The following is a 26,384-nucleotide window of genomic DNA, read 5'->3' as shown; positions in this document are numbered from 1 at the left end:
GCAGTTAAACGATGATTCCACGGCATGAATCTATTCCCAGTCGGATCTTTGACATGATCAATATGATACTGCTTCTATTGCTGGTGGTCGTGACGGCGTACCCATGCATGTACGTGTTATTTGCTTCCTTCTCTGACGGTGTACTGCTGAATGCCGGAAATAAACTTCTGTTCTGGCCCAGAGGCTTCCAGTTGGAATCGTATACCAGGGTATTTGTTAACCCCATGCTGTGGGTTGGCTATCGCAACACCCTTATTTACGTGGTGCTTGGCACCGCATTGAATTTGTTGCTTACTTGTTTTGCAGCCTACGGGTTGTCCCGTCCGTACTTGCCTGGCAGAAAAATTATGATGAAGCTCATCATCTTTACGATGTTTTTTTCGGGGGGAATGATTCCGTCCTATCTTCTCGTAATGAAATTAGGTCTGATCAACACGATTTTTGCAATGATCGTTCCCGGGGCAATCAGCACCTGGAATTTGATCATCCTGCGAACCGCATTTATGGCATTGCCTCCGAGCTTAGAGGAGTCCGCTAAGATGGATGGAGCTAATGATTTTCTGATATTGTTCCGCATTATCATTCCATTGACCTTGCCAGCTTTATCGGTAATTCTGTTGTATTATGCCGTTGGGCATTGGAATGCCTTCTTTGACGCTCTCATTTATCTTAGAAAACGGGAGATGTTCCCTATCCAACTGGTTTTGCGCGAAATTCTGATCCTGAACGACTCCTCTATGCTAGTAGGTGTAACAGATAGTGTGGACCGTATGCAGGAAACAATACCGCTTAAATACGCAACCATCATTATGTCATCGTTGCCGGTCCTGTTTCTATATCCGTTCATGCAGAAGTACTTTGTGCAAGGCATGATGATCGGCGCGATAAAGGAATAAAGGCGAACGTCCCCATGGGATGCCAAAAATACTTTCTTTCAGGAGGTCCGAATGAAAAAACTATTCCGTAAAAAATTGATTAAACGCTCCTTGCCCGTGCTGATGAGCTTGAGTGTTTTATCCGCTTGCACATCTCCTGCCCTAGAGAAATCTGCTGAAGACGCTCAGGGTGAATCGGCTAAAAACATGAAAACAATGAAGGTGTTTGCAGAGATGGGCCCATGGGCAGCACAATCCACCAAAAATTTCGGAGAAAATCTCGTGTTTCAGGAAATGGAGAAAAAAACCGGGGTAAAGGTTGACTGGGTTCATCCTCCGGCAGGCCAAGCCAAAGAGCAGTTTAACTTGATGATCGCCTCCAACGATTTGCCGGATGTTATCGTATACGATTGGTTTAGTGTACCTGGCGGGATGAAGAAATATGTGGATGATGGGGTAATCGTTGACTTAACACCTTATGTGAGCAAAAATGCACCGAATTTTACAAAATTAATGAACGAAAATCCGGAAGCCAAGAAGCAGAGCATGGACGATGCAAGCAAGTTTTATTGTATGCCTATGCTGCGCCTCAAGGATTCTCTTCGGGTAGTTAATGGACCTCAAGTCCGAATGGATTGGCTGGAGAAGCTGAATTTAAAGAAGCCAACGACAATTGACGACTGGTACAACATGCTTAAGGCCTTTAAGGCTCAAAACCCGAGCGGGTGGCCGATGACGGGACAGAAATTTGTAGGAAGCAACGGGATTGGCAATCTAGTCGAGGCCTGGGGAACATCCTATGATTTCTATGTGGACGGTGGCACGATCAAGTACGGACCGCTGAATCCCCAATTTAAAGACGCTCTGTCGTTTATCAATAAGCTGTTCAGCGAGGGACTCATCGATCCGGATTATATGCTTAACAACCGTGAGAAACAGGATGCAAAGGTGATCAGTGGGGCATCCGGGGCGCTATTTGGGGTGCAACCGAGCAATTTTATGAGAACCATGGTGGAATCCGGGCGTGACCTGAAGTTTCGGATAGATGGCGTTTCCTGGCCGATTGGCCCAGCGGGCAAACCTTACTCCCTTGACAGCTCGTACACCTATGAAGTGGTGTCGCCGTGCGCAGCCGTAACTAAGAATGCTAAATATCCGGAGGAAATTGTAGCTTGGCTGGATTATGCATACGGACAAGAAGGTAACTTATTGTTCAATCTGGGCTTAGAGAACATGACCTACACGATGAAAGACGGCAATGCAGAAAATACTGAGCTTATCACGAAAAATAAAGACGGGTTGTCCTCGTCGGCTGCCATGGGAAAATATACGATGGCCCTGAATGGGTGGGCGATGTCGCAGGATGTCCAATACCATCGGCAGCTCATGATGCCTTATGGTTATCCTGCAGCCGATAATTGGCGCACCGCTGACGTAAGCCTAGTTGTTCCTCGCCTGACCTTTACGGCAGAGGAAACCCAACAGGTGGCTCGCATTAAAACCGAAATTGATACGTATGCCCAGGAGATGTTCGATAAGTTTACGACGGGCAAAGAGCCTCTCGCCAACTATGATAAATTTACCCAACGTCTAGAGGATATGGGGATTGGTCAATTAACAAAGACCTACCAAGCTGCCTATGACCGTTATCAGCAACGGGGAAAATAGTCGAATAAGGGCAGTTGCCTTTCGAATAATGGAAGAGAAAGCGAGGTAAAGCAATGAATAAACGTTTATCCGAAAATCCATTATTGCCAAATCCGCTTATTGGGGACGCGGGAGATATGATTCTGACAGCGGAGCAGTGGCAAAAAAAGCGACATCCAGAAATTCTTGAGCAGTTCCGGCAGCATGTATATGGAAGAGCACCGCTAGGTAGCCCGCATAGCCTGCGCTTTGAATTGGTGGATCAGAGCAGCGGATGGATGGATGGAAAAGCATTAAGGAAAAAAGTAGATATTACATTTGATGGTCCTCGGGGAACGGGAATCATTCATCTTTATCTATTTACTCCTGTCAACGGGGGAGAAAAGGTTCCGGCTTTCCTGCTGATCTGCAATCGGGATAAGGAGAATATGGATCCAGAGCGCAAGGTGAAGAGCCCCTTTTGGCCAGCGGAAAACATCGTCTCGCGTGGGTATGCGGCGGCGGTGTTCCATGTAGAAGATGCGGATCCGGATTTCGATGACGGGTTTCACAACGGCGTGCACGGCATATTCGACCCACTAGGGATTCCTAGGCCCGTCGATGCTTGGGGAACGATAGCCGCATGGGCTTGGGGCGCAAGCAGGGTCATGGACTATTTCGAAACGGACCCGGATATCGATGAAGCACGGGTTGCTGTCGTTGGCCATTCCCGTGGTGGGAAAACGTCTCTTTGGTGCGGCGCGCAGGATGATCGTTTTGCGCTCGTCGTAAGCAACGACTCTGGTTGCACAGGGGCCGCCATTACCCGGGGGAAGAAGGGGGAAACCATTAAAGATATCAATCAGCGATTTCCTCACTGGTTTTGTGAAAATTACAAAGGCTACAACGGCAGAGACGAAGCATTGCCGATCGATCAACATATGCTGCTTGCCCTAATGGCTCCCCGGCTGCTCTATGTTTCAAGTGCGACAGAAGACACATGGGCTGATCCTGAATCGGAATTCCTTGCGTGTATTCATGCCGACCCGGTCTACAGGCTCTTCGGAGTACCAGGGCTCGAAGCAGATAGTTACCCGTCGCCGGAGTTTCCGCTGCATCAAGGTCGCATAGGGTATCATTTAAGGACGGGAAAGCATGATTTGACCCCGTACGACTGGAATTGTTTTATAGACTTTGCAGACCTCCATATGAAAGGGTAAACAGATAACATAGGTTATGATATAGTAAAAAGTAGAAAAGCATTGCTCCATAATATAATATAAGAAAGGGTGATCAGGGTGAGGGTTTGGAATTCCATCATCAGTTGGAAGAAAGGAAAGCTGTTCTTATGGTTTTTTATGTCCTATACCCTTATCCTCATCATCCCTATCGGCATCATTTCCTACATTGTTTTTGGAAAGCTTCTGGGCACCTTAGAAGAGGAGACAATTAAATCCAATATAACGATTATTAATCAAGCCCGCGACACCATCGATATGAATTTGAAGCAATTGGATCAGATTGCTTTTGAACTATCCAATAATACGAGTATCTACGAATTTACATCCAGTCGTGAGACGGACGTGGTGGAAGCGAATATCAAGTTGAAGAGTATTATTCGGGATATTAATATATCTAGCGCCAATGTGACCAAAAGCTTATCCGAAACGATTGTGATCTACTCCTTAAAAAATGACATTTTTGTATCCAACGCTACCAAGTATGAACCGGAATTTTTTTACGATACCTACATGAGAAACGTGAGCCTTCCTTATCCCGACTGGATTTCGCAGGTGAAGAGTGTCTCCGGGCGTCAGTTCTGGCCGTCTGTTAATACCGTGGGCGCAAGCAAGATGGGGCAAAAGATTATTACGTATTTGCAACCGCTTACTCAATACGGGATAAGCAATCATGCGATACTCATTTCTTTACTGCCGGAAGATAAGATATGGAATTTCTTCGGTAGGGGAGAGATGGATGCCAAGAGCTATCGGGCCATTCTTGATAAGGACAATAAGCTAATTTCTTCAGCTCCCGATTCTACTGAACCGGTTAAAGTCAACTACGCCGAAATTTTCCAAAGCGGACGAGATCACATGTTTTTCAAGTACAATGGAAAAAAATACATTGCGATCTCCACGGTTTCTCAGGTTTTTGGATGGAAATATGTAACCATCCTGCCTGTTATTGTGTTGATGGAAAAAATCTCCTATCTCAATATATTATTTTCCATAGCTCTATTGATCTGCATTTTACTGGGGCTCTCCTTGTCTTATGTGTTTTCCGTGCAAAACTACAAACCGATCAGCAGTACCCTTCAATGGATTATGATAAATCGGAAAGATCGGACCGTAAAACAAAGAGGCGAATATGAAACCATTCTCAGTAATATTCAAGGGATGCATACGGAAAATCATAGGCTGGAAGACCAGCTACACAAGCAACTTCCCGTATTAAAGGTACATTTCTTGCTTAGACTGATGAAGAATAACACGATAGATACGGGTGAATTGAACGAGCTCCTAGCGTTTTACACCATCAGCTTCCCTTACGCGTCTTATATGGTGGCGGTTGTAAGTATCGATGATTTCAGCGGGTTTGTTGGCAAGGAAACGGTGGCGGGTAAAAGCAGGGCGCGCTTTGTGGTTTGTAATGTCGGCGAGGACATGGTCAACTGGGCCGGACGCGGATTTGCCTTGGAGATCGAGGAAGATAAAGTGGCACTGCTAATCAATAGAGATGCCGATTCGGAAATTCCAGAGGACCATACCTTGGACGGTATGCTGCGAAAGCTGCGAGATTTCTTGAGCACTAAATTCAATATTGAGATCAGCATCGGCGTTGGGAACCGCTACTCCAACTTGGAAATGATTCATCAATCCTACAATGAAGCCATGATCGCTTTAAATGACGGGCTGATCCGAGGGAGAAGTGTAATTAATCATTTTGAACAAACCCGAAGGAATTCCAACCAATTCAATTATCCTCCGGAAAAGGAGAATCAATTGATCGTTTGCGTGAAGACAGGAGATTCTGCCGCGGTGGAAAGCCTGCTCACCCAGATTTATGTTATAAACTTCGTCGAGCGGAAACTTTCTACCGAGATGGTTAACTGTCTTCTTTACAGCATAGTGAGTACTTCCTTCCGAATATTGGAAGAGATTCAACTGGACTACCGGGATATTTTCGACGAAGAAACGGATGTTTTCCAGGAAATCAACCATAGTAAGGATGTTGAAGCTATTTTTACCAAGATCCAGTTGGTGTTCGGTAGGCTCTGCGGTCTAATCAATGCGAAAAAGGCCAAAGGCAACGTTCAAATGCGGGAAAGTCTCATCCAATACATGCTCGGCTACTACTCCGATAAAGAGCTATCTCTGGCGAAAACGGCCGATTACTTTAGTATGTCTCCTCCGTACCTCAGCACCTTCTTTAAACAGCAAACCGGTTATAATTTCACCGATTATTTGAACCGTCTGCGCATTCAACAGGCAAAAGAGCTGCTAGCGGACGAGAAGCATACCATTCAGGAGATCGCACACCGGATCGGCTATAATAGCGCCAATACATTTATAAGGATATTTAAAAAATATGAATCCGTCACTCCCGGACAATACAAGGAGAGTTGTCGCGTGGGTGTCGCCTCGGAAACCTCGGAAACTTTCAGTGCGGGTTAGGTTCAACCAATTGGGTCGAATAATTTAGATATTTTCAGGATGAATTGAATTAGCCCTTTGCGAATCCGCGAGGGGCTTTTTCTTCCGTTTTGTTTAAGGAGCGGGTTCTTTATTATTTATCCGCGTCCAATAAGCCGGCTTTCTTCTCAGCATCCCCGACCGGCTATCCCGGGGGGCTGGCGCCGACGATGAGAAAGGCCAGGGATGCAATGTTCGGCGGCGGCAGCGCGCTCTTTATGTAAATGGGCAGCAGTCATGCTGCAGGCGTTGAAACCGCCGCCGCTGACGCAGCGCGGCGTGTGTGATGGCGCCGGAGCTGGTTGAATAGGGAAAATACACTTTGAAGAGAGGCCGACCGATCACCCCGCGGATCTGGCACCGGATTGGGAATGACGGCCAAGAATTCAACTTTCAACGGCGGAGAGACGACCAGGGATCCAGGGATGCCCTGTAAGGCGATGGGAGTAGTAGCGGCGAAGCGTCGCCGGCTTGGAATAGGGACGACAGCAGGCGAGTTGCAACTGGTGTGCGTTGAACTACCGCAGACTTAGGCAGTGCGGCATTTCGGCGGGTGCCGGAAGCAGGATGGAGCTGGAAGTTCTGGCAACATTTAATAAATGAGAGATGACGGCCCGGTCGTGAGTAGGGTTACGGCAGCCCGCTTGGGTTAGCGGGCTCCGGCGCGACGGACGTTCCGGTAAAAACACTTTGATAGAGAGCGCTAACCGGACAGCCCGTGACAACCTTACGTTGTGGTCATTTTATTCATACCTGGTGAGATGTTTTATTCTTCTGCTCGCATATCTTCAAACTCCACACAGGTTTGCAAAGTCCCATCTTTTGAAAGAGTGATATGCAATGTAACTAATTGCGAATTGTCATATGTCATAATGGAAAGTGAGGTAGGTGTCGCCGATACACTAACAACTTCACGTCCTTCTGCGATCAACTCCGAAGCATTCAACTCGTTGTTAGTTACGGGAGTAAAACCTGTAGGGGGCATCGAGTACTATTTGGATAAATCTGAATGCAGCAAGTAGAAAAAAACAGATTCAACGAATGCAATGATAAACCAAGTGAGGAAAACAAAGAATTAAAGCGATATGTAGACCGGTACATTCAGAATTTTAGTTTTTAAACGATCGGTCGCTATATAGGCACTCCCAATGATCACCTTCGCCGGTCTCATTGGAGTGCTTTTTATTTTGAATGATGGCTGCATAATGGTTGCCGCGGCCAAACTTAACAGGACTTAACAGGAGGGAAGATCACAGTAATCACAAGTAAGGATATATGTTCTTGTCTTTTAAGGATATATGTTCTTGTCCTGTCGGATGACAAGAACATTGTCCGAATGAAGTCCGCGTTAACCGTGGACTTTTTTTAGTTATCGGATCAAGTTCTTGTCATTTTGCGATGACAAGAACTTGATCCGATTCCCGATTAGTGACAAGAACATTGTCCGATTGCCGACAACCAGTAGACTGAGTGAAGGTGGCACAAGAACTGCCAGCTTCTCAACTAACGGGCAGGAGAACGTGGTAGTACTTTCAGAAATAAAAAGGAAATTAATAGTATTCCACGAATAATTGTTTGATTGGTATTCAATAAACGCATTAAGCCTCTGCTACTTTTGCTCAATCGAACTATGGTTTACTTTAGGGGTGATACAATGGAAAAAGACTTAGTAAAAAATCTTGGAGATTTACTTTTACATGAAGATGACGGGTTACTTATTAAATTAAGAATGGGTGACGGTCTTGATAGAAGTAGAGTTGATGAGATTTGTGCAGTATTAGGTCAATTAGCTATCGAGTGGAAAAACGATGATAAGATATCGAGAGAGGCAGTTGATTACTTTATCCATATAGATCCTGTTATGAATGCAACCTTGAGTCTATATTCCGAGAAGCAGCAAGAAGAAATCTTATATGCGCTTGATACTATAATGAATAGTGTTAGACATTGTTTATAATAATTTCTATGTAACGGAGAACGATACTTCACTAATACGTCAGTTGAAACCACCATGCACTATCAGTCTTGAACTGGATGGTTTAAATGTAATTGATTCTAATCAATATGAGGATCTCTTGGGGGAGAACAATGGACTTTGACTTAATGAGTTTCCTGGGCAAACAGATTGATGAATTGATGGAGCCCGTTCTTGAACAGAACGCTGATTGGTATAAGCTCATGTATGAACTAAATCAATTTGCAAATAATCTTCGATTCCGTATGGCAATCAACCAAGATAACGTGGCAGAAGTAGTTTCTGCCGCTTTACTTATTAAAGCAACAAACACCTTCCAATCTGTAATATTATTGAGCAGAAAAGGGCTGGCGGCGGATTGCGGGACATTAACACGCTCATTAATGGAAACAGTAATTCCACTCAAGTTAATTTCCCAAAAACAGGGTTTTGCTTGGGACTTTGTTAGGTATGAGAAGCGTAAACGACAAAAATTAATAAACGTAATTCTCAAAGATAGCGATACATTTGGAGAAATAGCGAATCAAGTGAGTGAGGGAATAAGGGATAGTCTTAAAAAGGAGATTGAAGAAGAGGATATTCCTGAATTAAAGATCGAGGACCTAGCTAAAAAAGCGGGTATGACAACTTTTTATCAACTCGCCTATAGGCAACTCAGTGAGGATGCACACACGACTATATGGTCATTAAATAGATACTTAAATACTGACCAAGAAGGTAATGTAACTGAGTTAGATAATGGACCACAGATTTTTGGTGCGGCCGACTTCAGGACCGCAGCTTATTGTATTTTAATCGCGTTGGACAGTGTAAATGAGATTTTTAAACTTGAATCGGATTCAGAACTTAAGGGTTTTGAGACAAGGTTGCTTGCAATACAGTTGTGACCTAGCTCAATTGGGTAATCTAAACTCAATTACACGAGAATGACGGCAAAGTAAGTGTTTAAATAATAAGTCACTAAGCTATAGAGGAACGATAGTTCAACCGTAACAGGGAGCAGACCGCGCGGTGCTACTCCCTGTCTTATTCATAAGTATGGGGCAGGATAGTTATAGGTAAAAGGTGAATATTTCTAACTGTTTGGATACTATTTAAAGGGGGAAGCATTATGCTAAGTAAATTAGAGCAAGACATTATTACTACGGCAGAGAGCTTCGTAAATAATTTTTCTGATAAAGGAAATTTTGATTATAGTGTGCAAAGTCTACGAAAACTTGACGACATTCTAGAAGAATTAAGTGAGTATCAAATAGATGATGATGCATTAGATTCTGTTTCTTCTATGGCTGGAAGCTACATTTTTGAAGTGGCAAGAAGGAATTATGGTGGACAGTACATTTGGGTACAAGAACGAGATCAACCTGTGTTAGTTACTGGAGAGCCTGAATATTCAATTTCTATAGTTGCATTTGATAAAGTTAGAGGCAGAATTCGGAATGGTAAAGAAGATGATATACCATATTATTTCGATGGCTATATCGAGGCAGTTGAAAAAGGAAGGAATACAGGGTACATAGCCACAATTGTTTAAAGTAGCTTAGGGGATTCAACTAACGGGAAACGATAGCGTATTAAGCAGGGAGCAACTCGCCACGCGGCAGTTGCTCCCTAGTTTCGTTTAAAGCAACAGGAGGATTATACAACGTATTATCGAATCCTAACATTTACCGAATAGAGAAATTAAGTGGGTGAATGTGGTTGTCAGTTGAAAGAGATAAAATGCTAAACTCACTAAAAAACATCGTTATTCCCAGCTTGCTCGAGCGTGGATTCAAGGGTACATTTCCGCATTTTCGAAGAGTAACCGAAAAGAAGATAGACCACCTAACTTTTCAATTCGATAAGTATGGTGGTGGTTTTATCATCGAAGTAGCCGTTTGTCCTCCAGCGGGTCATATTCATCATCTGGGAGAAAAAATCCCGCCGAACAAAGTAACCCCTTATGATTTGAATCTTAAAAATAGAAAAAGGATTGGGGATAAAGACAATTGGTTTAGGTATGACAAATTAAACTTGTTCGGTAATATCTACGATAAAGTTGCATTCAAAGTGTTAAAAAATCTAAGTGAAGCTGATGAATATTGGGCCGTAACTGATTACCAACCGTAATTGGAGAACTATAGATTAGAGCTGCATAGACCACTGAATGGAGACGATACCATGCCAGACCACGTATATATAATAACTGGAGCTTCAAGTGGGCTCGGTGCCGAACTCTCAAAGCAACTATTACATGAAGATAACTATGTGCTGTGCTTATCTCGAACTGAAAATGACGATGTCAGAAGACAAGCCGCAGGACACAATTATAGTTTTCACTCCATTGATCTTAGTCATATGGAGGGCTTAAATGATATTATGCAGGACATTTTTGCAAAAATTGAGCTGAGTGATATTGAATCTATAACTCTCATCAATAATGCCGCTTCGGTATCCCCCATCAAGGATATACAGGATTGCACACAAGAAGAAATCATGGCAAATATACAACTGAACTTAACGACACCTATTATGCTTACATCAAACTTTATAAGGAGAACATCCGAATGGAATGTGAATCGAAGGATTGTAAGCATTTCTTCTGGATCGGCTCATTATCCAGCGCAGGGTATGAGTCTCTACTGTTCCACTAAATCAGCACTGAATATGTTTTCCCAATGTGTTGGACTTGAGCAAGAAAGAAGTACAAACGAAGTTCAAGTATTTGTAATTGATCCTGGAATGATGGATACAGCCATGCAAAAAATAGCACGGAATTCCGATTTCGAACTATCAGCATTCTTTTCAAAACAGAAATCAGAGGGCAACCTTTCCGACCCCGCAAATGTAGCAACAAAGATAATATCCATAATAAATTCCCCTTTAATAAAGAATGGCGATATTCATCGTGTGTAATAAACTAAACAGCGCTTAACTATTGTAGGAACGATAGTTCAGGAATTAAAAATGAGGCTGCCGCGAAATTGATCGGGTAGCCTCATTAAGCTATTGGGCTCTAACGGAGAACGTTAGTTCAACATTCAGGGAGCAGATCGCCGCGGCAGGAAACTGCTCCCTTTTTTCGTTGAACTAATGGGTAGGATAATGGGAATTTCTGGAGAGGAGATTATGGTATGTAGATGTGATAAATAGACGTATTTAGCCGGCAGATCAATGTGACTCGAGAGGGTATTCATGTATCAGTCCACACATAGGGAATTTTTCATAAATGGGAGAGAATTCGATGAGCGAACGTGTGCCGTGCCAAAACTCCGGTTGTTCAGCAACCATCCTTCCTACAACTGCTTTAAAGACAGGCGGGACTTGTATGCCATGCCATCAGAAAAAGCTTGCATTGGAGAAGGAGGCATATATCTTACAAAATCGGAAAGATGTTGATCGGTATAAAAGTATAATTGATCCAGTTGAGATTCTAAAAATCATGCATACACCTCGGAAATACAACCCGCTTGAGAGAGACCTTCCATACCATAAAAGCGCGCAGGAACTATATCATCAACTGACTAAAGGCGATCGCGAGCGATTGGAAACATACGCGATTTCGTTGATTGATCAAGGAGACTTTGACCAAGCCGAAACCATTCTGCTGTCACTGGTGTGTTTTACAGATGCCCAAATCGAAAGAGGATTAAATGCCCTCTATCACAAAGGCAAGTATTATCCTGGCATCCTCTATAAGAAAGCGTGGCCAGCTATTCGCGATGAATTAATAAATCTGGTGGAACGAGATCCAGCAAACCGTAATCATCTGTTGCTGGCCCTGGCTTGGATTGGTGATGAAGTGGTTGTACGATTGTTCGCGGAATGGAAGGAAAATCCCCCCGTATGGGCATCAAATCTTTATGTCCCTCCAGAGAATTATGCTCATGAAGCTGGTTGGGAATTGGATCAAGATAGTCAGAAACGGCTACTATTCCACCACGAGAGCTTTACTTTTGAAGTGTATGGGGAAAAGATTACTGGATCAGAGTCTGTAAAGGCAGCGGTAGTGGGCCTGCAACCGGATGACCAATGTTGTCCATGGTGTCATGGTAAACTAATGGTGTTGATTGATTTTAATTTACAGGATCCATTAGTTCGATTTTTAAAGCTTTTCGGCCAGCGTCTAAGGATTGCGGCCTGTATGCATTGTAACTGCTATGGTACAGTGTTTACGAATGTGGAGTTGGATGGTAGCTATTCGTGGAGTAAATTTAATACCATTCCTGAATTTTTGCCAGAAACAGAGCCGGATGAAGAACTGACATGTAGTACCATGCGACTATCGGATAGACCGATGGGAACCTACGAAGGGGCCTATTGGACTCTTGAGGCACCCACATCTCAGATCGGAGGTCATCCAGCCTGGATTCAGGATGCGGAGTATCCCACATGTCCCTGCTGCTTAGAGACTATGGTATTTATTGGACAAATGGATATGGAACAAGCAGCTGATAATGAGGGGATTTTCTATACTTTTCTATGTAGGGCTTGTCTGATTGCGGCCGTAAATTATCAGCAGACATGATTGTTTTTGCGTGTTTAATAGTCGGACATGTTAGGACTTGTAGGCAGGTATCTTTGTCAAGAAAGCTTATTAAGATACCAGGAAGGGCCGTCCCGCAAAGGATCACCTTAAAGCTTGCCGTTACAGATTGCGAGGTAAATCGTACCTTAGATGACAGGTCATTACGCTCCCTGTAGCGGTTTTGAATTTGGATTTGATGATATCCACGATGGTCACACTTTTGAGAGTTACAGAAACAAATGGGTGAGCGCTGGAGCGACGTGGTTTTATGAACAATCAAAACCTGAGGTTTGGGATTTAAATAAACAGTTGAAAAAATCGAAAAAATACAACCGATTTATATCCCATTTTGGAAGAAGAGAGCTACCTCGAAGTGATTGGAGCTGGAAAAATACTCGCATCAAATTCAACCGAAAATGTGCCTTGTCCAGAGTGTGGTAATCATTTTCTTATGATTAAGGATGTTCCCCTTATGTATGCAAACAAGATTGAAAGAATTATTTCATGTCCTGCTTGCTTCCCGAAGAACATGATTTTAATGCCATATAACAGTTAAACGTTCAACTCCCTCGGGAGAACAAGAGCTCAACCTACGTACCAACTTTTAGTGTATTATTATCCGTAGAGTGGTAAAAACCAGTGGATTTGATAAGAGGATGATAAATATAAAAATTTTGTTTATATGTAGCAGAAACAAATGGCGAAGCCCAACTGCCGAAAAAATATTTCATAAATATAATGGTTATGATGTGAGGTCTGCTGGGACAGAAGATGGTGCTAGGATTAAGGTAACAAATGGACACATTGGTTGGGCAGATCTCATATTTGTAATGGAAAAAAAGCATTTAAGCCGACTTAAACATAAATTTGGATCAACGCTTAATGAAAAGCCCATCTGGAACCTAGAAATACCCGACGATTATGGTTATATGGATGAAGAACTAATTGAAATACTTAAAGCTAGAGTATCGGAATATATTGAAGTCCCAGAGTAATGAGTATCGAATGTTATTGAAGTAACGGTGAACTATAGCTCAAAAAAGAAGTACAATGCGGCTGTCGGCTTGGATCGGCAGCCGCGTTGTGCTAACGAGCGTTAGTTCAGTCTTTACTCTATTTGGGAATACCTGTTATTCTGGAGTTACCATTTGACGGAGGGTATTAACATATGATTTTGAATCGAAACGAACTTAGAGTAGGCTCACTCGATTTAAAAGTTATTCATCTATACCAACAAGAAATTGGGATAATTATGACAGAAGAGATGGGGCGTATTCTACTTCTTGACGCTAAAGATTCCCCCGAGATGTTTTTGTTATCATCTCTCCTTAAGCATTGTCATGACACTGATGATGTGCTTTTTCTTCAACGGGAAACACCCGAAAATGCTGACCTATTTATCTTCAATGGTGCTGTCACCCCTTTAAATCGAAAGCTTATCAAGGAAATAAAATTAGCACTTAAGAGCTCTAAGTTGAAATCGAAAATGGACTTAACTATTGAAAATAACGAGGATGAGGCGTTTTGGGACAAATGGACAAGCTGGAAATATGAGAAGCAGTTAAGGATTGATGCTGATAAAGACCTTGTTCTATTCAATACCTCAAGATTAGGACTTGAATTGTTGACCCATTCCTGCGCACATTTGGCTTCGTCGTTTGCAGGTCATTCACATTTTGATTGGTATTCGACTTCAAGCTCACCTGAACTGATTATTCGAAATATTGCTCGAAATGATTAATCTAACGACGAACGATAGTTCAATCACAATAACGGCAGCCAGCACACGTTTGGCTGCCGTTGTCCGTTGAAGTAACGGGCAGGTTAACGTGGTGATTTCCTAGAATTTAGTAAGTAATACAAGTGAACAGGAGATTTTATGCATATAGAAAACGTAGTCCAAATGTTAGTTGAAAATCGATTGCTGCGTAATGAACAAGAGATTGTTCATTTTGAAGAAGCAATAGCAACAATTTCGAAAGAAAACAAAGTTGAAAACATTAAATATCTATGCTTAGGATTCGACGATAAAACTGAAAAAGACGAGGTCATGTTTGGATTGGTTCATGCGATTGAAGCATATGATAATGTTTTTGGTTCCAAGACGACATTAACAGTACTTGCGAGCTCGTTACCTAACATGTTACCCATGCTAGCGAATGGATGAAAATAATACATAAAAGAATCATAAATCACTTGCCATCGCGAGAACACTATTCAATTGTGATTTCGCATGCAAATCAAGCTATTAAAGACATTGTTTTTAAGCAGTTAAATGAAATAAAAGCAAAGAACCCCGTTAAATTTGAAGCAGGTGTTTTGGACACTCTAAAGGCTTTAAAACAGGCTGATTAAGTGAATTGTTGTTCATTATGCTGAGGAGAACTATAGTTGCACAATCATGGAGCAGTTTGCACGCGGCTGGCAGCAGTTCCTTTTTCATTAAGCTAAAGGGCAGTTTAGCGTGAAAAGATGAAGAGGCTCCTGGTCATTGGGAGCCTCTTTTTGTAGCGGTATCTCTGAAAAACAATTTAAGCATCGGCGGAGCAATCAATGTGGTTAAGATGACCGTAATTACAACAGAAGTAAAGTATTCATTGGGAAGTAGTTTAGCTTGTAAACCCGCTGAAGCAATGATTAGTGCGACTTCTCCACGCGATATCATTCCTGATCCAACTGCGAGGGCAGAACGATTATTCATTCCAGTTATTCTTGCTCCTAAAGCCCCGCCAATTAGCTTAGTAAGAACTGCTACGACGGTTAATACAATTATGAAACCTATTTGATTGCCAATACCTTTAAACGACACATTTAATCCAATACTGACGAAGAATACAGGGACAAATATGGAGTAAGCTATTGGTTCGATTTTTGATTCGACAGTATTCTTAAATGACGTTTGGGAAATAGAAATACCAGCTGCAAAAGCACCTATAATTGCGGCCATCCCCATTAAGTCAGCAAAATAAGCGAATGCAAAGCAAACCACAAGAGCCATTGTGATAACTGGTTCAGTAACCGTTATCCTTTCAAGTATTTTCATGAATCTTGGAACAACAAACCATCCAACGATTACCGTAATGATAAAGAAAATGATTTTTTTGCTAATTAACATTCCCAGCGAAACAGCTGTTCCGGCACCTAAAAAACTCATCATTACTGCTAGAAGGATGACAACTAACACATCATCAACAACGGCAGCCCCGAGGATCGTTGTACCCTCACGTGAGTTAAGCCTATTTAAGTCTTTTAGTACCTGTACTGAAATGCTGACTGACGTTGCACTAAAAACGACTCCCATAAAGAGCGAATAATTATGATTAAGTCCAAACGCATCGGCTGCAGCGTAGCCGCCTAGAAATGGCAATATGATTCCACCAATTGCGACAGCGAAAGCGGATTTCCAAGTTTGCTTTAATTGTTCTAAATCTGTTTCTAGACCTGCAATAAACATCAGTAGTATAACTCCAATTTCTGCAAAGTAATGAATGAAGTCATTACTTTCTATCCAGCCAAAGAAAGCTGGTCCGATGATAATACCAATGAGGAGTTTTCCAAGCACAGAGGGTTGCCCCAACAACGTTGTAATATGCCCAAAAATCTTTGTAAGTAATAAGATTAACAATAAATAATAGATGAAATCCAATTTAAACTGCACCTCATAACCGTACATCTTCCGGATAGATGCCCGACAGAATATCGAATTCGTATTAATAATATAACCCACTTTAATCGATAACAAAACAGCGATTTTAACGCCCATAAAGCCTGCAATTTTCGATTCAAAGATAGTGGTTAACCCCTAGGGATTCAATTCGAGTATATTTCCCTTAGAATCCAAAATGGAGGGTGGTTGAACTAACGGTGAACGCTAGTTGAACCGATCAGTTTAAAACCTTCTATTAGAAGCAAACTAGAATTAATTGCTCTAATAGGAGGTTTTATTATGATTTTAAGCGAACTTTGGCATCATTATGAAGCGGATAAGCGAATTCAAGGGTTTAGTCCAAATACGTTGAAAGCATATGGTTTGCAGCTCAAGATGCTGGTTTCAAATCTCGGTGATATAGATATTTCCGAGATAAATCTGAATATGTTGAAGGAGTACCTGGCTAAGCAATCCGATCGATTAAAGCCAAGCAGCCTAGGGCACCGCATCCGGTTTGTACGTTCCCTATTTCGATTTGCATATGAAGAGACCTATTTACCAACAAACCCTTCGCTCAAACTTCGCGAGCCTAAAATGGATAAGCGAATTCCAAAGTTTTTGATGGAGGAAGATGTCATTCATCTGAAGATCTCTTGTCAGACACTAAGGGAAAGAGCCCTGCTTGAATTTCTCTAGAGTACCGGCTGCCGTATTGGAGAGGTTGAGAAGATAAACATTGAGGATCTGAACTGGGAGAACTGCTCTGCCATTGTAAATGGGAAGGGTTCAAAGCAAAGAGAGGTTTACTTCACCACCGAGTGTAAAGTATGGTTAAAGAAGTATTTAGCCAGAACAACAGATGGAAGCTGCGAAAGAAGTCGAGAAATTGCGGATCAACTTGTAAGGCCGCCGTTATGAAATGAAGCGGACTTCTTAAAGTTCTATCGGTCAACCGAAGTGAAATCCGATTCACGAATATGTCAAGCATTTTAAGTGTTTGCGAAGCTCGCAAATATGACGTTCTTTGCAACTACTGCAACTACAATTTTGGAAGGAACTAAACAGTGAAGATAACTTATAAATACTCTGAAAGAGAATTTACTACTGCAATGAATCAAATTCATAATTTTAAGCGAGTTATTTTTGATATCGTAGTGGCAGTTGCACTACTCGTTTATGGTCTTTATTCGCTAAAGACAGATACTAATCAACTGTTTGCTGCTTTTATCGTCGTAATCTCTATACTGTTCTTTTTTATTATCTTTACAAGAATGGTCGTTGTACCGAGAGTAGTTTTTAGAAGAGAGCCTAAATATAAGGAAGAATACATCCTAACATTTAATGAGGATGAAATTTTGTTTAGTGCAGGAAGTCTTAAGTCCACAATTCAATGGGATTACTATAAGAGAATCAAGGAAACTAAAGATTTCATTTACCTAATATACGGAACGAGAAGTTACTCTATAATTCCAAAAAGAGCTTTTCAAAACAATGAAGAAAAGAATGAATTCATAAAATTAATAACAGCAAAAATTAATAAATAAATTTGGATGTGTTTGAGGATGGCAATAGCAGCATATATCAGCATATTCACGCTTCGGGCCATTCGGCCCTCGAGAATCGAACATCATTACACTAACGGAGAACAGTTTGTTTAATATACAATACAATGGGAGGCTGCCGGCACGATAGGCGGCCTTCACTCACCCTAACGGGCAGGTTTGTTCCAATATGTGGTACTATTCTGGTGAGAATAAATATGAAGTCAGGCGGTGTAACAAGTATGGATGACTTTATTGAATTTGTTGAGCATCAGGCTATTATACAGAGTAAAAGATTCTTTCCGAACAAATATGAAGGAAGAACATTTTTTGATATAAATACAGGATGGAACCTAGAGGATATGAGCGGCTGGTTATTTGATAATAGTGAAAAAGACTTGATAAACCATTTTTTTGGAATTCAAGGAAGCCAAGAAGAGGAAAAATTCTCTGAGTTTTATTATAGAGCTATTTGGAAAATGAACGAAGATGGGCTGATACTTATTGATTTCATAAAGTAGATTGCGGCTTAAGGTGGTGAACCTAATAGAAAAACTGTATATTATTCGTCATTGTAAAGCTGTGGGGCAAGTCGCTGAAGCAGAATTAACAACAGAAGGACTTGCGCAAGCCCAAGAACTTGCAGACTTTCTCATTGATAAGGGAATTAAAAATATTATTTGCAGCCCTGGATCATACACCTAAGATTCAAAGGATTTGGACTACAAAAAAGAACTAAAATAAAGAGAGCCGATCCATCGCTTGTTTTAGTTTATCAGCACTATGGGTTTGTCGACGGGGTTAATACCCAACACCATCAAGGAGGCGCTCTTATTATGGTAAATAGAGTCGAATTGTTTGATGGGGTTCTTCTGGGGAAAGAAAAATAGTAGCAGATCGGACAGTAATTCAAAACTGGCTTAACCAAGGTGAAAAAATAATCATCGAAAAAGCAAAAGGCCGATTGTGACACAAGCCATATAAGCGCAAGCTTATCAACGTTAAAACTATGAATATAGACATATGTATAAAATACGGATTTTGTGAAGTAGTCATCATTCCGATAGATCTCTAGTGTGTGTGTCAGTCCTAATTTAATAATCTGCGTCGGTTCTGTATTTAACGCAGCATTAATATTTTCACCACCATTGCCTAAACACCCATTTTCTAAATGATAAGAAAATGGGTGTTTAGTTACGTCAACAAGTTATGGCGCACTTACAAGCTGCCATTGCTGTGCTAAGGATCCCGAATTGCCGTGAATATCGAACGTTTTACCACTGTTACGGTGCCGACGTCAAAATTACCCTAACACTCCGTTCAATGGTTGAGTCCTCTTCAGAAGTGCCCCTATCGTGGTTAAAGGAATCTATCTAGGACATACGGCCCCCTACAAGTGGGGATCCACTCTGTAATTCCTTCAGGTTGCCTCATGAAGTGAATCAATACTTTTTTAACCCATTACGATTATGCTCTTATGCTTAGCTGCTCGATCAACCGCAGAATGGCGTCGGTCCCGTTGATACTTCTGGCTGACGACATTCTCTGCTTCAGCTTTTCACCGCTTTTCATCGTCTCCAGCACTTCACGCACAAGTGACTCAGGCGTCAACTCTTCCTCGAACAAAACCCGTGCAAACCCTTGCTTGCGGAACGACTCCGCATTCAATAGCTGGTCGCCCCGGCTCACCTGGCGCGTCAGAGGAATGAGCAGCATCGGCTTGCAAAGCGCCAGTAGTTCGAAGATCGATGTTGAGCCTGCACGGGAAACGACCACATTGCTGGCAGCGAGCAAGTCGGGAAGCTGCTCCTGCACATACTCAAACTGCTTATAACCTCGACGCCCTTCGTGCTCCGCGTTGGTGTTCCCTTTTCCGCAAATATGAATAATCTGGAATTTCTCCAGCAGCATGCCGAGAGATGCCCATAGAGCTTCGTTGATCTTCTTCGCGCCGAGACTGCCTCCGATAACGAGCAGGACCGGCTTTTGCTGATGAAAATCGCACAGCGACAACCCGTTCAATGCCTTCCCCTGCACGATTTGCTCGCGGATCGGCAAGCCGGTGCAAACCGTCTTGTCCCCTCTTACGTGCCGCATCGTTTCCGGAAATGTCACACACACGCGCGTTGCTAACGGTATCGATATTTTGTTGGCCAGTCCGGGCGTGTAATCGGACTCATGAATGATGATGGGGATGCGATTCAGCCAACTCCCGATAATGACAGGGACGGAAACGAAGCCGCCCTTGGAGAACACGATGTCGGGCTTCAGACACCGCAGCAGTCGATACGCTTGGCCGACGCCTTTCAGGACGTTCAGCGGGTCCGTAAAATTTTTGACGTCAACATAACGGCGAAGCTTGCCGGAACTGATCGGATGAAACGGTACTCCCTCATGCTCCACGATTTCTTTCTCAATGCCGTCTTTGGAGCCTATATAGGCGATATCCCAGCCGGCAGCTTTGAGCCTGGCCATGAGTGCCAGATTCGGCGTCACATGGCCGGCCGAGCCCCCGCCGGTAAAGACGATTTTTTTCATAAGATAAAAGTCACCTCTGCAAGGCACTCTCGGCTTGGGCGAGATGCCTGGTCATGGTCGCTGCCGCCGCTTGTGGATCGCGGTCACGAATCGCTTCGAACAACCTTCTATGTTCTTCGAAAAGCTTGCCGGCTGTATCTTTACCGCTATAGAGCCATAGCCTGCGGCTGTCTTGAATCGTTCGGTGTATCGCAGAAGAAATGTGCGTCATCATGGACTCGAGCATCTTGTTGCCAGACGCTTTGGCGATGGCGAGATGAAAATTCGTTTCGTAAATTTGGCTTATGTCCTCGTTACCTACGGCATTCCTCATCTGCTCGATGATTTTGCCAAGCTCTTTGACGTCATCTTCGGTACGATAGTTGGCGGCCAGTTCGGCCGCCCCGACTTCGATAATCTTGCGCACCTGCAGCACTTCGATCAGCTCGGCGTTCGACGTCTGCAGCGAATCAAGCACTGCCTGCGGCCTAGGACCGGGCTTCTTGACATAGGTGCCTCCCCCTTGCCGTGATTCAACAAGACCGAGCGCTTTCAAATGGCTGAGCGCCTCGCGGACTGTGGATCGGCCGACCCGATACTGCGCAGCCAATTGGTCGATCGAATCGAGCTTCTCTCCCGGCTTGATGAGTCCCGCCTCGAGAATACGGCGCAGCTCGTCCGCAATGATCTCGTAGTTTTTCTTATACAAATTCATCATAAGCGCCCCCAAGTTTTCCCTATAAAACAGGAAAATCAAAATAGCTGTTGGGGTAGGGTTCATTTCTTAATACATAGTGCCACCATTCGAAGCTATAGGCTTCAAACCCGCTGTTTTCCATGATGGAACGCAAAAGCCTCCGATTGTGCGCTTCATTGCTTGTAATCCCGTTGGCCGCATGGTGTGAACGCTCATCCATCAAATCGAAGCTTCCTCCCATGGAAACGAGATGATCTGTATCCAAGTGGTAAAGCGTAAGATCAATAGCACTTCCGCGGCTATGACTTGATTGTAACGCGATATATCCCTTGGCAAACATTTCGGTGCGCTCGATGTTCGGATAGAATCGTTCTTTGGTGAGGTTGTCTTCCGGTTGATCGGACCAACGCACGAAGCAATCTACCGCACGTTTGGGCCGATACCCGTCCCATAACAGCAATCCATATCCAAGAGCCGCCGCTTGCTTCTGCACTTCCAACAGCGCAGAGGCTAAGGCATAGGTCCCGATGATACGATTGACCTCATAACCGTCTACGGGTTTCCCTGTGAAGTTGTCCCATGTGGCATATTTAGCATCCCAGCGAACACCGTGCAAGACTTCATCTAAAAAAACAAATCCCTTTTCCATCATGTTCACCCCTTTAACGCTAGTACGATCAGACGGTCAATCAGTTCGGGAAGCGTTATTCCTGCAGCGGCCATCATACGGGGATAACGGCTGTAGGACGTGAACCCAGGCAAGGTATTGACTTCGTTAAGCACAATGTGACCGTTATCTTGTAAAAACATATCAACCCGGGCAAGACCTCTGCAGCCGAGTGCTTTATATATTTTCTTAGCCGTGTCCCGTACCCGTCCTCGCTCCTCTGCCGGCAGGTCTGCGGGAACGGTGATCACTGCGTTTTCAGAGCCTTTTTCCGGCTCGGCTTCCTGATGAATGCGAAAAATCCCGTGCTTCAGCCTGATTTGATCCACCTCGCCAGCAATCAACTCAGCACCGTTTCCCAATACGGCACAACCGACCTCACTGCCCACAACAGCCTGCTCAATTAAGATTTTGCTGTCATATTGTCTGGCTAATTCAATTGCGGCATCCAATTCGTCTGCGCTGCCTACTTTTGTCACACCAAAGGATGAGCCTGAACGCGCCGGCTTAACAAAAACAGGATAGGTAAAGGCATCTGTCGCCGTCTTATCATCTGTATCAATAACCCAAAATTCGGGAGTAGCAATACCAGCATTCTTCGAAACGATGTATGCCAACGATTTGTCCATACAAATTGCTGAGCTTTGAATATCGCAGCCCACATAGGGGATACCGGACAATTCAAACAGTCCTTGTATGGCGCCATCCTCACCCGACTTGCCGTGCAAAACTGGAAAGACTACATCAATTTGGCGGATTTCATATTCATGGTTCTTACGAACAAGCAATCCGTGCATTTGTTTATCCGGTGAGAGCACGGCTGTATAGCAACTGCCATTTTCCCATTCCACGCTAGGTTTTTCGCACAATTTCCAAACACCGGATTTCGTAATGCCAATGTATATCGGCTCGTATTTGTCGTTATCAATATGAGCGGCGATCTCAATTGCGGATTTAACCGATACATCATGTTCCTCCGAGCTACCACCAAACAGGATTGCAACTTTTACTCTATTCATGCGTCGTCAGGCTCCTTTCAAAATCCACACAGTTTTTAATCGTTTTTAAAACGGTATCACGCAGCGACTGTTCGGTATAATAAGCCGTATGCGGCGTGAGAATCACATTTGGCATCCTTTGGAGTTTTCGTAAAAATGGATTGTCAATGGATTTGCGTGTGCAATCAAAGTAAAAAATCCCTTCCTCTCCCTCCAATACATCCAAGGCGGCACCGCCCAGATTTCCGTGTTCCAAGGCTTGAACCAGCACGTCGGTATCTACAAGCGAACCCCGCCCTGTATTGATCATAAACGCGCCTTGCTTCATTCCCCTGATTTGTTCGTGGCCGATGATATGGTGCGTATCCGCACTCAGCGGCACATGAAGCGTAACGATATCGCTATTATGCAGCAGCGTATCCAACGGAACGTAATTGGCCTCTATTTTTTGGCTGCGATCGTAAGCCAGCACATGACAGCCAAACCCATGTAGCCGCTCAATAACCGCTTGGCCGATTTGCCCGGTTCCCAGCACGCCGACTGTCATGTCACGCAGCACCTTGCCACGGACGCTGTCCAGCCTGAAATCATCTTGTTCCACTGAGCGCACAATAGATGTCACATTGCGTACGGCCATCAGCATCAGCATGATTGTAAAATCGGCAACGCTATCCGGCGAATACGCTACATTGCCGACAGCGATGCCCAGCTCCTTAGCGGCGATTGTATCTATATGATTGCAGCCGACGCTTCGGGTGGAAATGTATTTCACGCCGGCTTTCTTCAGCGCAAGAAGCAAAGACGCGGAAACCTCGGATTTGTGTCCCACGCTGATACATGGATTACCAAGGGCCGATATGGCGTTGTCTTCCGACAAGACGGCATGAATGATCGTGGGCGTAACGCTAAAGCGCGGCGAAAGGGCACGGAATGCATCCCCCTCATCCTGCTCGCATCCATAAACGGTAATGCCGATGTTTTTCATACTGAAGACCATTCCTTTCTATGGCGAAACGAAAAAGCTCGTTCTTACGGTTTAAGTTTACCGCCTAAGAACGAGCCATTTTTTAATTTTAAATGGTGAATTTCCTAAGAAAAAGTAAAGATAGCCTTGAGATTTTCCTAAGAAACGGGCAAGGCTGGAAGCTCTACCGTGAATGTCGTGTAGTTATCTTTGCTTTCCGCATAAATCTGCCCGCCATGCTGTACAATGATTTCTTTGGCAATCGCGAGTCCAAGTCCCGCGCCGCCCGTATCGGAAGAACGCGCATCGTCCAGCCGGTAAAACTTTTCAAATATGGCCGCGAGCTTATCGTTGGGAATGCTTCCTGCGTTTTTGAAAACGATGGACACCTTATCCCCGGAGAGGCCCGCCGTAATGTCAATGACGCTGTTGTCCTCACTGTAGGCAGCGGCGTTTTTTAAAATGTTGTTAAAGACCCTCGCCAGCTTATCGGGGTCACCGGATACGGCTAGATCCTCGGGCGCATGGATAACCGCCTGTTTTCCATGCGAGGCAAGCTGGGGATAAAATTCATCGATCATCTGCACGAGCATGTAGTAGAGGTCGATGCGCTTTTTCGTGAGCGTGATCGTTTGGAGGTTATACCGCGCAATTTCAAAAAACTCGTCAATAAGCTGTTCCAGTCGATACGCTTTATCCAATGTGATATGGACATACTTTGCCTTTTGTTCTGCCGGCATGTCCGGCGCCTCGTCAAACAGGCTCAAATAACCGATAACGGATGTAAGGGGCGTTTTAATATCGTGCGCCAAGTACATAACAACGTCATTTTTTCTTTGTTCGGCCAGCTTCGCGTCCTGCTCTCGCTTTTCAAGCGTCCGTTTTAATGCCCCCAGCTTCTGCTCCATGAAATCCATTTCCGCAGAAAACTCAATGGGTTTATCTTCGTTCTGAATAAGAATATCAATGCCGGTATTGATCTCATCAAAGTATTTTGAAAATTTCGACAGCATGACGCGGCATAGAATCAGAATACTAATGGCAATCGCTACAGAAATAAAGATTTCCATATTGTTCCGTATTGTATAATGGTAGATGCTCAGCGCAATCCGATGGTCTAAGTGAAAACTGTTTTCCAAAAAACCTACGATCCAATCCCCAACCGCTGCTTGCCGCTGGGCAAATAAGCGCAAAAACAACACGAATATAACGGCTGCCGTAACCGTTAAAAAGATATACAAATAGAGTTTTCGTATGAGTTTGGAGTAATCGGTTTTTCTATTCTTATTTCTCAATTTTATAGCCAACCCCCCATACCGTTTTTATATACTTCGGATTATCAAGGGTATCATTCATTTTGATACGCAGATGCCGGATATGTACGGTGATGGTGTTGTTGCTCTTGCTGAAATATTCGTCGCCCCAGATCTCATGGAATAACTGCTCGGAGCTGACCACATTCCCCTTGTTTTCACAGAGGATGCGTAGAATTGAAAATTCAGTAGGTGTGAGAGATAGCGGTTTTTCGTTCAAAAAGCACTCGTGCGTATTAATATCGATCACAAGACCGGAGTGGACAATCACATTGTCACTTTTGACCACTGTTCCACTGTATTTCTTGTAGCGGCGCAGCTGCGCCTTAACCCGCGCAACTAACTCCAACGGGCGAAAGGGCTTCGTGATATAATCGTCCGCGCCGATGGTCAGCCCTGTAATTTTATCTACCTCCGAATCTTTCGCTGTTAGCATGATAATGGGATAGGTGTGCTTATCCCGTATCTTTTGGCAGATGGTGAGGCCGCTTGAACCGGGAAGCATGATATCCAGTATGGCAAGGTCGAGCTCGGTCTTGTCGATACAGGCCAATGCTTCTTCGGCTGTATAGTACTTGAAAACTGTATAATTCTCGTTTTTCAGATACAGCTCAACCAAATCGGCAATTTCGCGTTCATCGTCCACAACGAGTATTTTTTCGCTCATCATTATCACCCCTCTTTTAACAAATCTTTACGATCGCCTACTACGAAGAACCTAATTATAGGATATTTACCGCTGCACTTACAACTAGGCATATTATTTATCTGTTATTCATCTCATTAAAAACATAACATATATTATGTAAACAATTGCCCTCCTTTCTTCAATCATTCATCATGAAAAGTTACAAAACGACAACGATATTCGAGCAACATTTTAAGCGAAATCGGCTATTCTATGAAAATAGATTCCTATCGAAGTTAAAAAGGAGGCATTCATAATGGCTCAAAATTCGAACGATCTTCAATCTGAGCGAGCACACGTGACACCGAAATTATCTATGAAACTACTGTATACGCTCATACACGAGCTTAAAGATGAAAATATTCAATTAAACCAACGATTAACGGAATATGAAATGTCCATGGCTGCACTGCTTCAAAGTAATCGGGAAGCCGCAGCTGCCTCGATTTCTGTACGGTTACCTGTCGAAGACGCCCAACAACCCCTAAACGAAAACGGACCATCCCATTCACTCCCAGCTTTGATCGATTTGCCTCGCTCCGCGCGTCATCGTACAGAGAAGAAAAACTCGATATGGATAGTATTCCTACATACATTGAAAAAAGTGCTCTTACCACGGGGGAAACGCAGAGGACATTTCGTCCGATAATACGGCGCCCCCTCCCCTTT

27 protein-coding genes and 1 pseudogene are annotated in these 26,384 nt (G+C 43.5%); 20 read left to right on the top strand and 8 right to left on the bottom strand.

Features of this window, described 5'->3' with window-relative positions; all coding sequences use genetic code 11:
• The first annotated feature begins 11 nt into the window (after positions 1 to 11).
• From ABE504_RS16195 to ABE504_RS16130, 14 genes are all read left to right on the top strand, one after another.
• On the top strand, positions 12 to 896 hold the full coding sequence (locus tag ABE504_RS16195) for a carbohydrate ABC transporter permease (RefSeq protein WP_430090477.1): 885 nt from the start codon (positions 12 to 14) through the stop codon (positions 894 to 896).
• A gap of 51 nt (positions 897 to 947) precedes the next feature.
• Positions 948 to 2,543 (top strand): extracellular solute-binding protein, encoded by a 1,596-nt coding sequence (locus tag ABE504_RS16190; RefSeq protein WP_430090474.1) that lies wholly within the window; start codon positions 948 to 950, stop codon positions 2,541 to 2,543.
• A gap of 53 nt (positions 2,544 to 2,596) precedes the next feature.
• Positions 2,597 to 3,721, top strand: a complete 1,125-nt coding sequence (locus ABE504_RS16185; RefSeq protein ID WP_430090471.1) for a prolyl oligopeptidase family serine peptidase — start codon at positions 2,597 to 2,599, stop codon at positions 3,719 to 3,721.
• Positions 3,722 to 3,799: 78 nt separating this feature from the next.
• Positions 3,800 to 6,178 (top strand): helix-turn-helix domain-containing protein, encoded by a 2,379-nt coding sequence (locus ABE504_RS16180; protein ID WP_430090469.1) that lies wholly within the window; start codon positions 3,800 to 3,802, stop codon positions 6,176 to 6,178.
• 89 nt (positions 6,179 to 6,267) lie between these two features.
• The gene (locus ABE504_RS16175) at positions 6,268 to 6,420 is read left to right on the top strand and encodes a hypothetical protein (protein WP_430090466.1); all 153 of its coding nucleotides are present in this window, start codon (positions 6,268 to 6,270) and stop codon (positions 6,418 to 6,420) included.
• A gap of 1,430 nt (positions 6,421 to 7,850) precedes the next feature.
• Entirely contained in the window at positions 7,851 to 8,153 is a 303-nt protein-coding gene (locus ABE504_RS16170; RefSeq protein ID WP_430090463.1) for a hypothetical protein, read from the top strand.
• A gap of 131 nt (positions 8,154 to 8,284) precedes the next feature.
• Positions 8,285 to 9,058 (top strand): DUF5677 domain-containing protein, encoded by a 774-nt coding sequence (locus ABE504_RS16165; protein WP_430090460.1) that lies wholly within the window; start codon positions 8,285 to 8,287, stop codon positions 9,056 to 9,058.
• A gap of 224 nt (positions 9,059 to 9,282) precedes the next feature.
• Positions 9,283 to 9,705: a hypothetical protein gene (locus ABE504_RS16160; protein ID WP_430090458.1), complete on the top strand. Its 423-nt coding sequence runs from the start codon at positions 9,283 to 9,285 to the stop codon at positions 9,703 to 9,705.
• Positions 9,706 to 9,872: 167 nt separating this feature from the next.
• A complete protein-coding gene (locus tag ABE504_RS16155; protein ID WP_430090457.1) occupies positions 9,873 to 10,283 on the top strand; it encodes a DUF4304 domain-containing protein in 411 nt (136 codons plus the stop codon).
• Between the two features lie 51 nt (positions 10,284 to 10,334).
• Positions 10,335 to 11,069: an SDR family NAD(P)-dependent oxidoreductase gene (locus ABE504_RS16150; RefSeq protein ID WP_430090456.1), complete on the top strand. Its 735-nt coding sequence runs from the start codon at positions 10,335 to 10,337 to the stop codon at positions 11,067 to 11,069.
• Between the two features lie 328 nt (positions 11,070 to 11,397).
• Positions 11,398 to 12,681, top strand: coding sequence for a DUF1963 domain-containing protein (locus ABE504_RS16145; protein WP_430090454.1), 1,284 nt, complete (start codon positions 11,398 to 11,400; stop codon positions 12,679 to 12,681).
• A 665-nt stretch (positions 12,682 to 13,346) separates the two neighbouring features.
• Positions 13,347 to 13,676: a low molecular weight protein tyrosine phosphatase family protein gene (locus tag ABE504_RS16140; protein ID WP_430091354.1), complete on the top strand. Its 330-nt coding sequence runs from the start codon at positions 13,347 to 13,349 to the stop codon at positions 13,674 to 13,676.
• Positions 13,677 to 13,849: 173 nt separating this feature from the next.
• Positions 13,850 to 14,422 (top strand): hypothetical protein, encoded by a 573-nt coding sequence (locus tag ABE504_RS16135; RefSeq protein ID WP_430090451.1) that lies wholly within the window; start codon positions 13,850 to 13,852, stop codon positions 14,420 to 14,422.
• 138 nt (positions 14,423 to 14,560) lie between these two features.
• Positions 14,561 to 14,848 (top strand): Imm30 family immunity protein, encoded by a 288-nt coding sequence (locus tag ABE504_RS16130; RefSeq protein ID WP_430090449.1) that lies wholly within the window; start codon positions 14,561 to 14,563, stop codon positions 14,846 to 14,848.
• A gap of 321 nt (positions 14,849 to 15,169) precedes the next feature.
• Here ABE504_RS16130 and ABE504_RS16125 read toward each other — a convergent pair whose 3' ends face one another.
• Positions 15,170 to 16,327 (bottom strand): cation:proton antiporter, encoded by a 1,158-nt coding sequence (locus ABE504_RS16125; RefSeq protein ID WP_430090446.1) that lies wholly within the window; start codon positions 16,325 to 16,327, stop codon positions 15,170 to 15,172.
• A 300-nt stretch (positions 16,328 to 16,627) separates the two neighbouring features.
• On the opposite strand from ABE504_RS16125, the gene ABE504_RS16120 reads away from it, so the two are divergent.
• The 5 genes and pseudogenes from ABE504_RS16120 to ABE504_RS16100 all read left to right on the top strand — a co-directional run bounded on the left by ABE504_RS16120 (position 16,628) and on the right by ABE504_RS16100 (position 18,576).
• Entirely contained in the window at positions 16,628 to 17,026 is a 399-nt protein-coding gene (locus ABE504_RS16120) for a tyrosine-type recombinase/integrase (RefSeq protein ID WP_430090443.1), read from the top strand.
• Between the two features lie 12 nt (positions 17,027 to 17,038).
• A pseudogene (locus tag ABE504_RS16115) lies at positions 17,039 to 17,248 on the top strand (hypothetical protein); the annotation flags it as partial.
• Positions 17,249 to 17,394: 146 nt separating this feature from the next.
• Positions 17,395 to 17,874, top strand: a complete 480-nt coding sequence (locus ABE504_RS16110) for a YcxB family protein (RefSeq protein ID WP_430090440.1) — start codon at positions 17,395 to 17,397, stop codon at positions 17,872 to 17,874.
• 215 nt (positions 17,875 to 18,089) lie between these two features.
• Positions 18,090 to 18,392: a hypothetical protein gene (locus tag ABE504_RS16105; protein WP_430090437.1), complete on the top strand. Its 303-nt coding sequence runs from the start codon at positions 18,090 to 18,092 to the stop codon at positions 18,390 to 18,392.
• Between the two features lie 13 nt (positions 18,393 to 18,405).
• Positions 18,406 to 18,576, top strand: a complete 171-nt coding sequence (locus tag ABE504_RS16100) for a histidine phosphatase family protein (RefSeq protein ID WP_430090435.1) — start codon at positions 18,406 to 18,408, stop codon at positions 18,574 to 18,576.
• A 762-nt stretch (positions 18,577 to 19,338) separates the two neighbouring features.
• Here the strand turns inward: ABE504_RS16100 and ABE504_RS16095 are convergent.
• From ABE504_RS16095 to vanR-A, 7 genes are all read right to left on the bottom strand, one after another.
• Positions 19,339 to 20,409 carry an undecaprenyldiphospho-muramoylpentapeptide beta-N-acetylglucosaminyltransferase gene (locus tag ABE504_RS16095; RefSeq protein WP_430090432.1) on the bottom strand — a complete coding sequence of 357 codons (1,071 nt, stop codon included), beginning with the start codon at positions 20,407 to 20,409 and terminating at the stop codon, positions 19,339 to 19,341.
• Between the two features lie 10 nt (positions 20,410 to 20,419).
• Positions 20,420 to 21,103, bottom strand: a complete 684-nt coding sequence (locus tag ABE504_RS16090; protein WP_430090429.1) for a FadR/GntR family transcriptional regulator — start codon at positions 21,101 to 21,103, stop codon at positions 20,420 to 20,422.
• 22 nt (positions 21,104 to 21,125) lie between these two features.
• Positions 21,126 to 21,734 carry a D-Ala-D-Ala dipeptidase VanX gene (gene vanX / locus ABE504_RS16085; protein WP_430090427.1) on the bottom strand — a complete coding sequence of 203 codons (609 nt, stop codon included), beginning with the start codon at positions 21,732 to 21,734 and terminating at the stop codon, positions 21,126 to 21,128.
• 5 nt (positions 21,735 to 21,739) lie between these two features.
• The gene (vanA, locus tag ABE504_RS16080) at positions 21,740 to 22,771 is read right to left on the bottom strand and encodes a D-alanine--(R)-lactate ligase (RefSeq protein ID WP_430090424.1); all 1,032 of its coding nucleotides are present in this window, start codon (positions 22,769 to 22,771) and stop codon (positions 21,740 to 21,742) included.
• Positions 22,764 to 23,735 (bottom strand): D-lactate dehydrogenase VanH, encoded by a 972-nt coding sequence (vanH, locus tag ABE504_RS16075; RefSeq protein ID WP_430090422.1) that lies wholly within the window; start codon positions 23,733 to 23,735, stop codon positions 22,764 to 22,766. Before vanH ends, vanA begins: the two co-directional genes overlap by 8 nt.
• A 137-nt stretch (positions 23,736 to 23,872) precedes the next feature.
• Positions 23,873 to 25,021, bottom strand: coding sequence for a vancomycin resistance histidine kinase VanS (vanS, locus tag ABE504_RS16070; protein ID WP_430090419.1), 1,149 nt, complete (start codon positions 25,019 to 25,021; stop codon positions 23,873 to 23,875).
• Entirely contained in the window at positions 24,999 to 25,694 is a 696-nt protein-coding gene (gene vanR-A, locus ABE504_RS16065) for a vancomycin resistance response regulator transcription factor VanR-A (protein ID WP_430091353.1), read from the bottom strand. The genes vanS and vanR-A overlap by 23 nt, the downstream gene beginning before the upstream one ends.
• A 277-nt stretch (positions 25,695 to 25,971) precedes the next feature.
• Here vanR-A and ABE504_RS16060 point away from each other — a divergent pair, with 277 nt between their 5' ends.
• The gene (locus ABE504_RS16060) at positions 25,972 to 26,364 is read left to right on the top strand and encodes a hypothetical protein (protein ID WP_430090416.1); all 393 of its coding nucleotides are present in this window, start codon (positions 25,972 to 25,974) and stop codon (positions 26,362 to 26,364) included.
• The last annotated feature ends 20 nt before the right edge of the window (positions 26,365 to 26,384 follow it).

The sequence above is a fragment of the Paenibacillus oryzisoli genome, from assembly GCF_050467285.1.
Taxonomy (GTDB): domain Bacteria; phylum Bacillota; class Bacilli; order Paenibacillales; family NBRC-103111; genus Paenibacillus_E; species Paenibacillus_E oryzisoli_A.
This window is presented reverse-complemented; position numbering and strand designations above follow the sequence as displayed.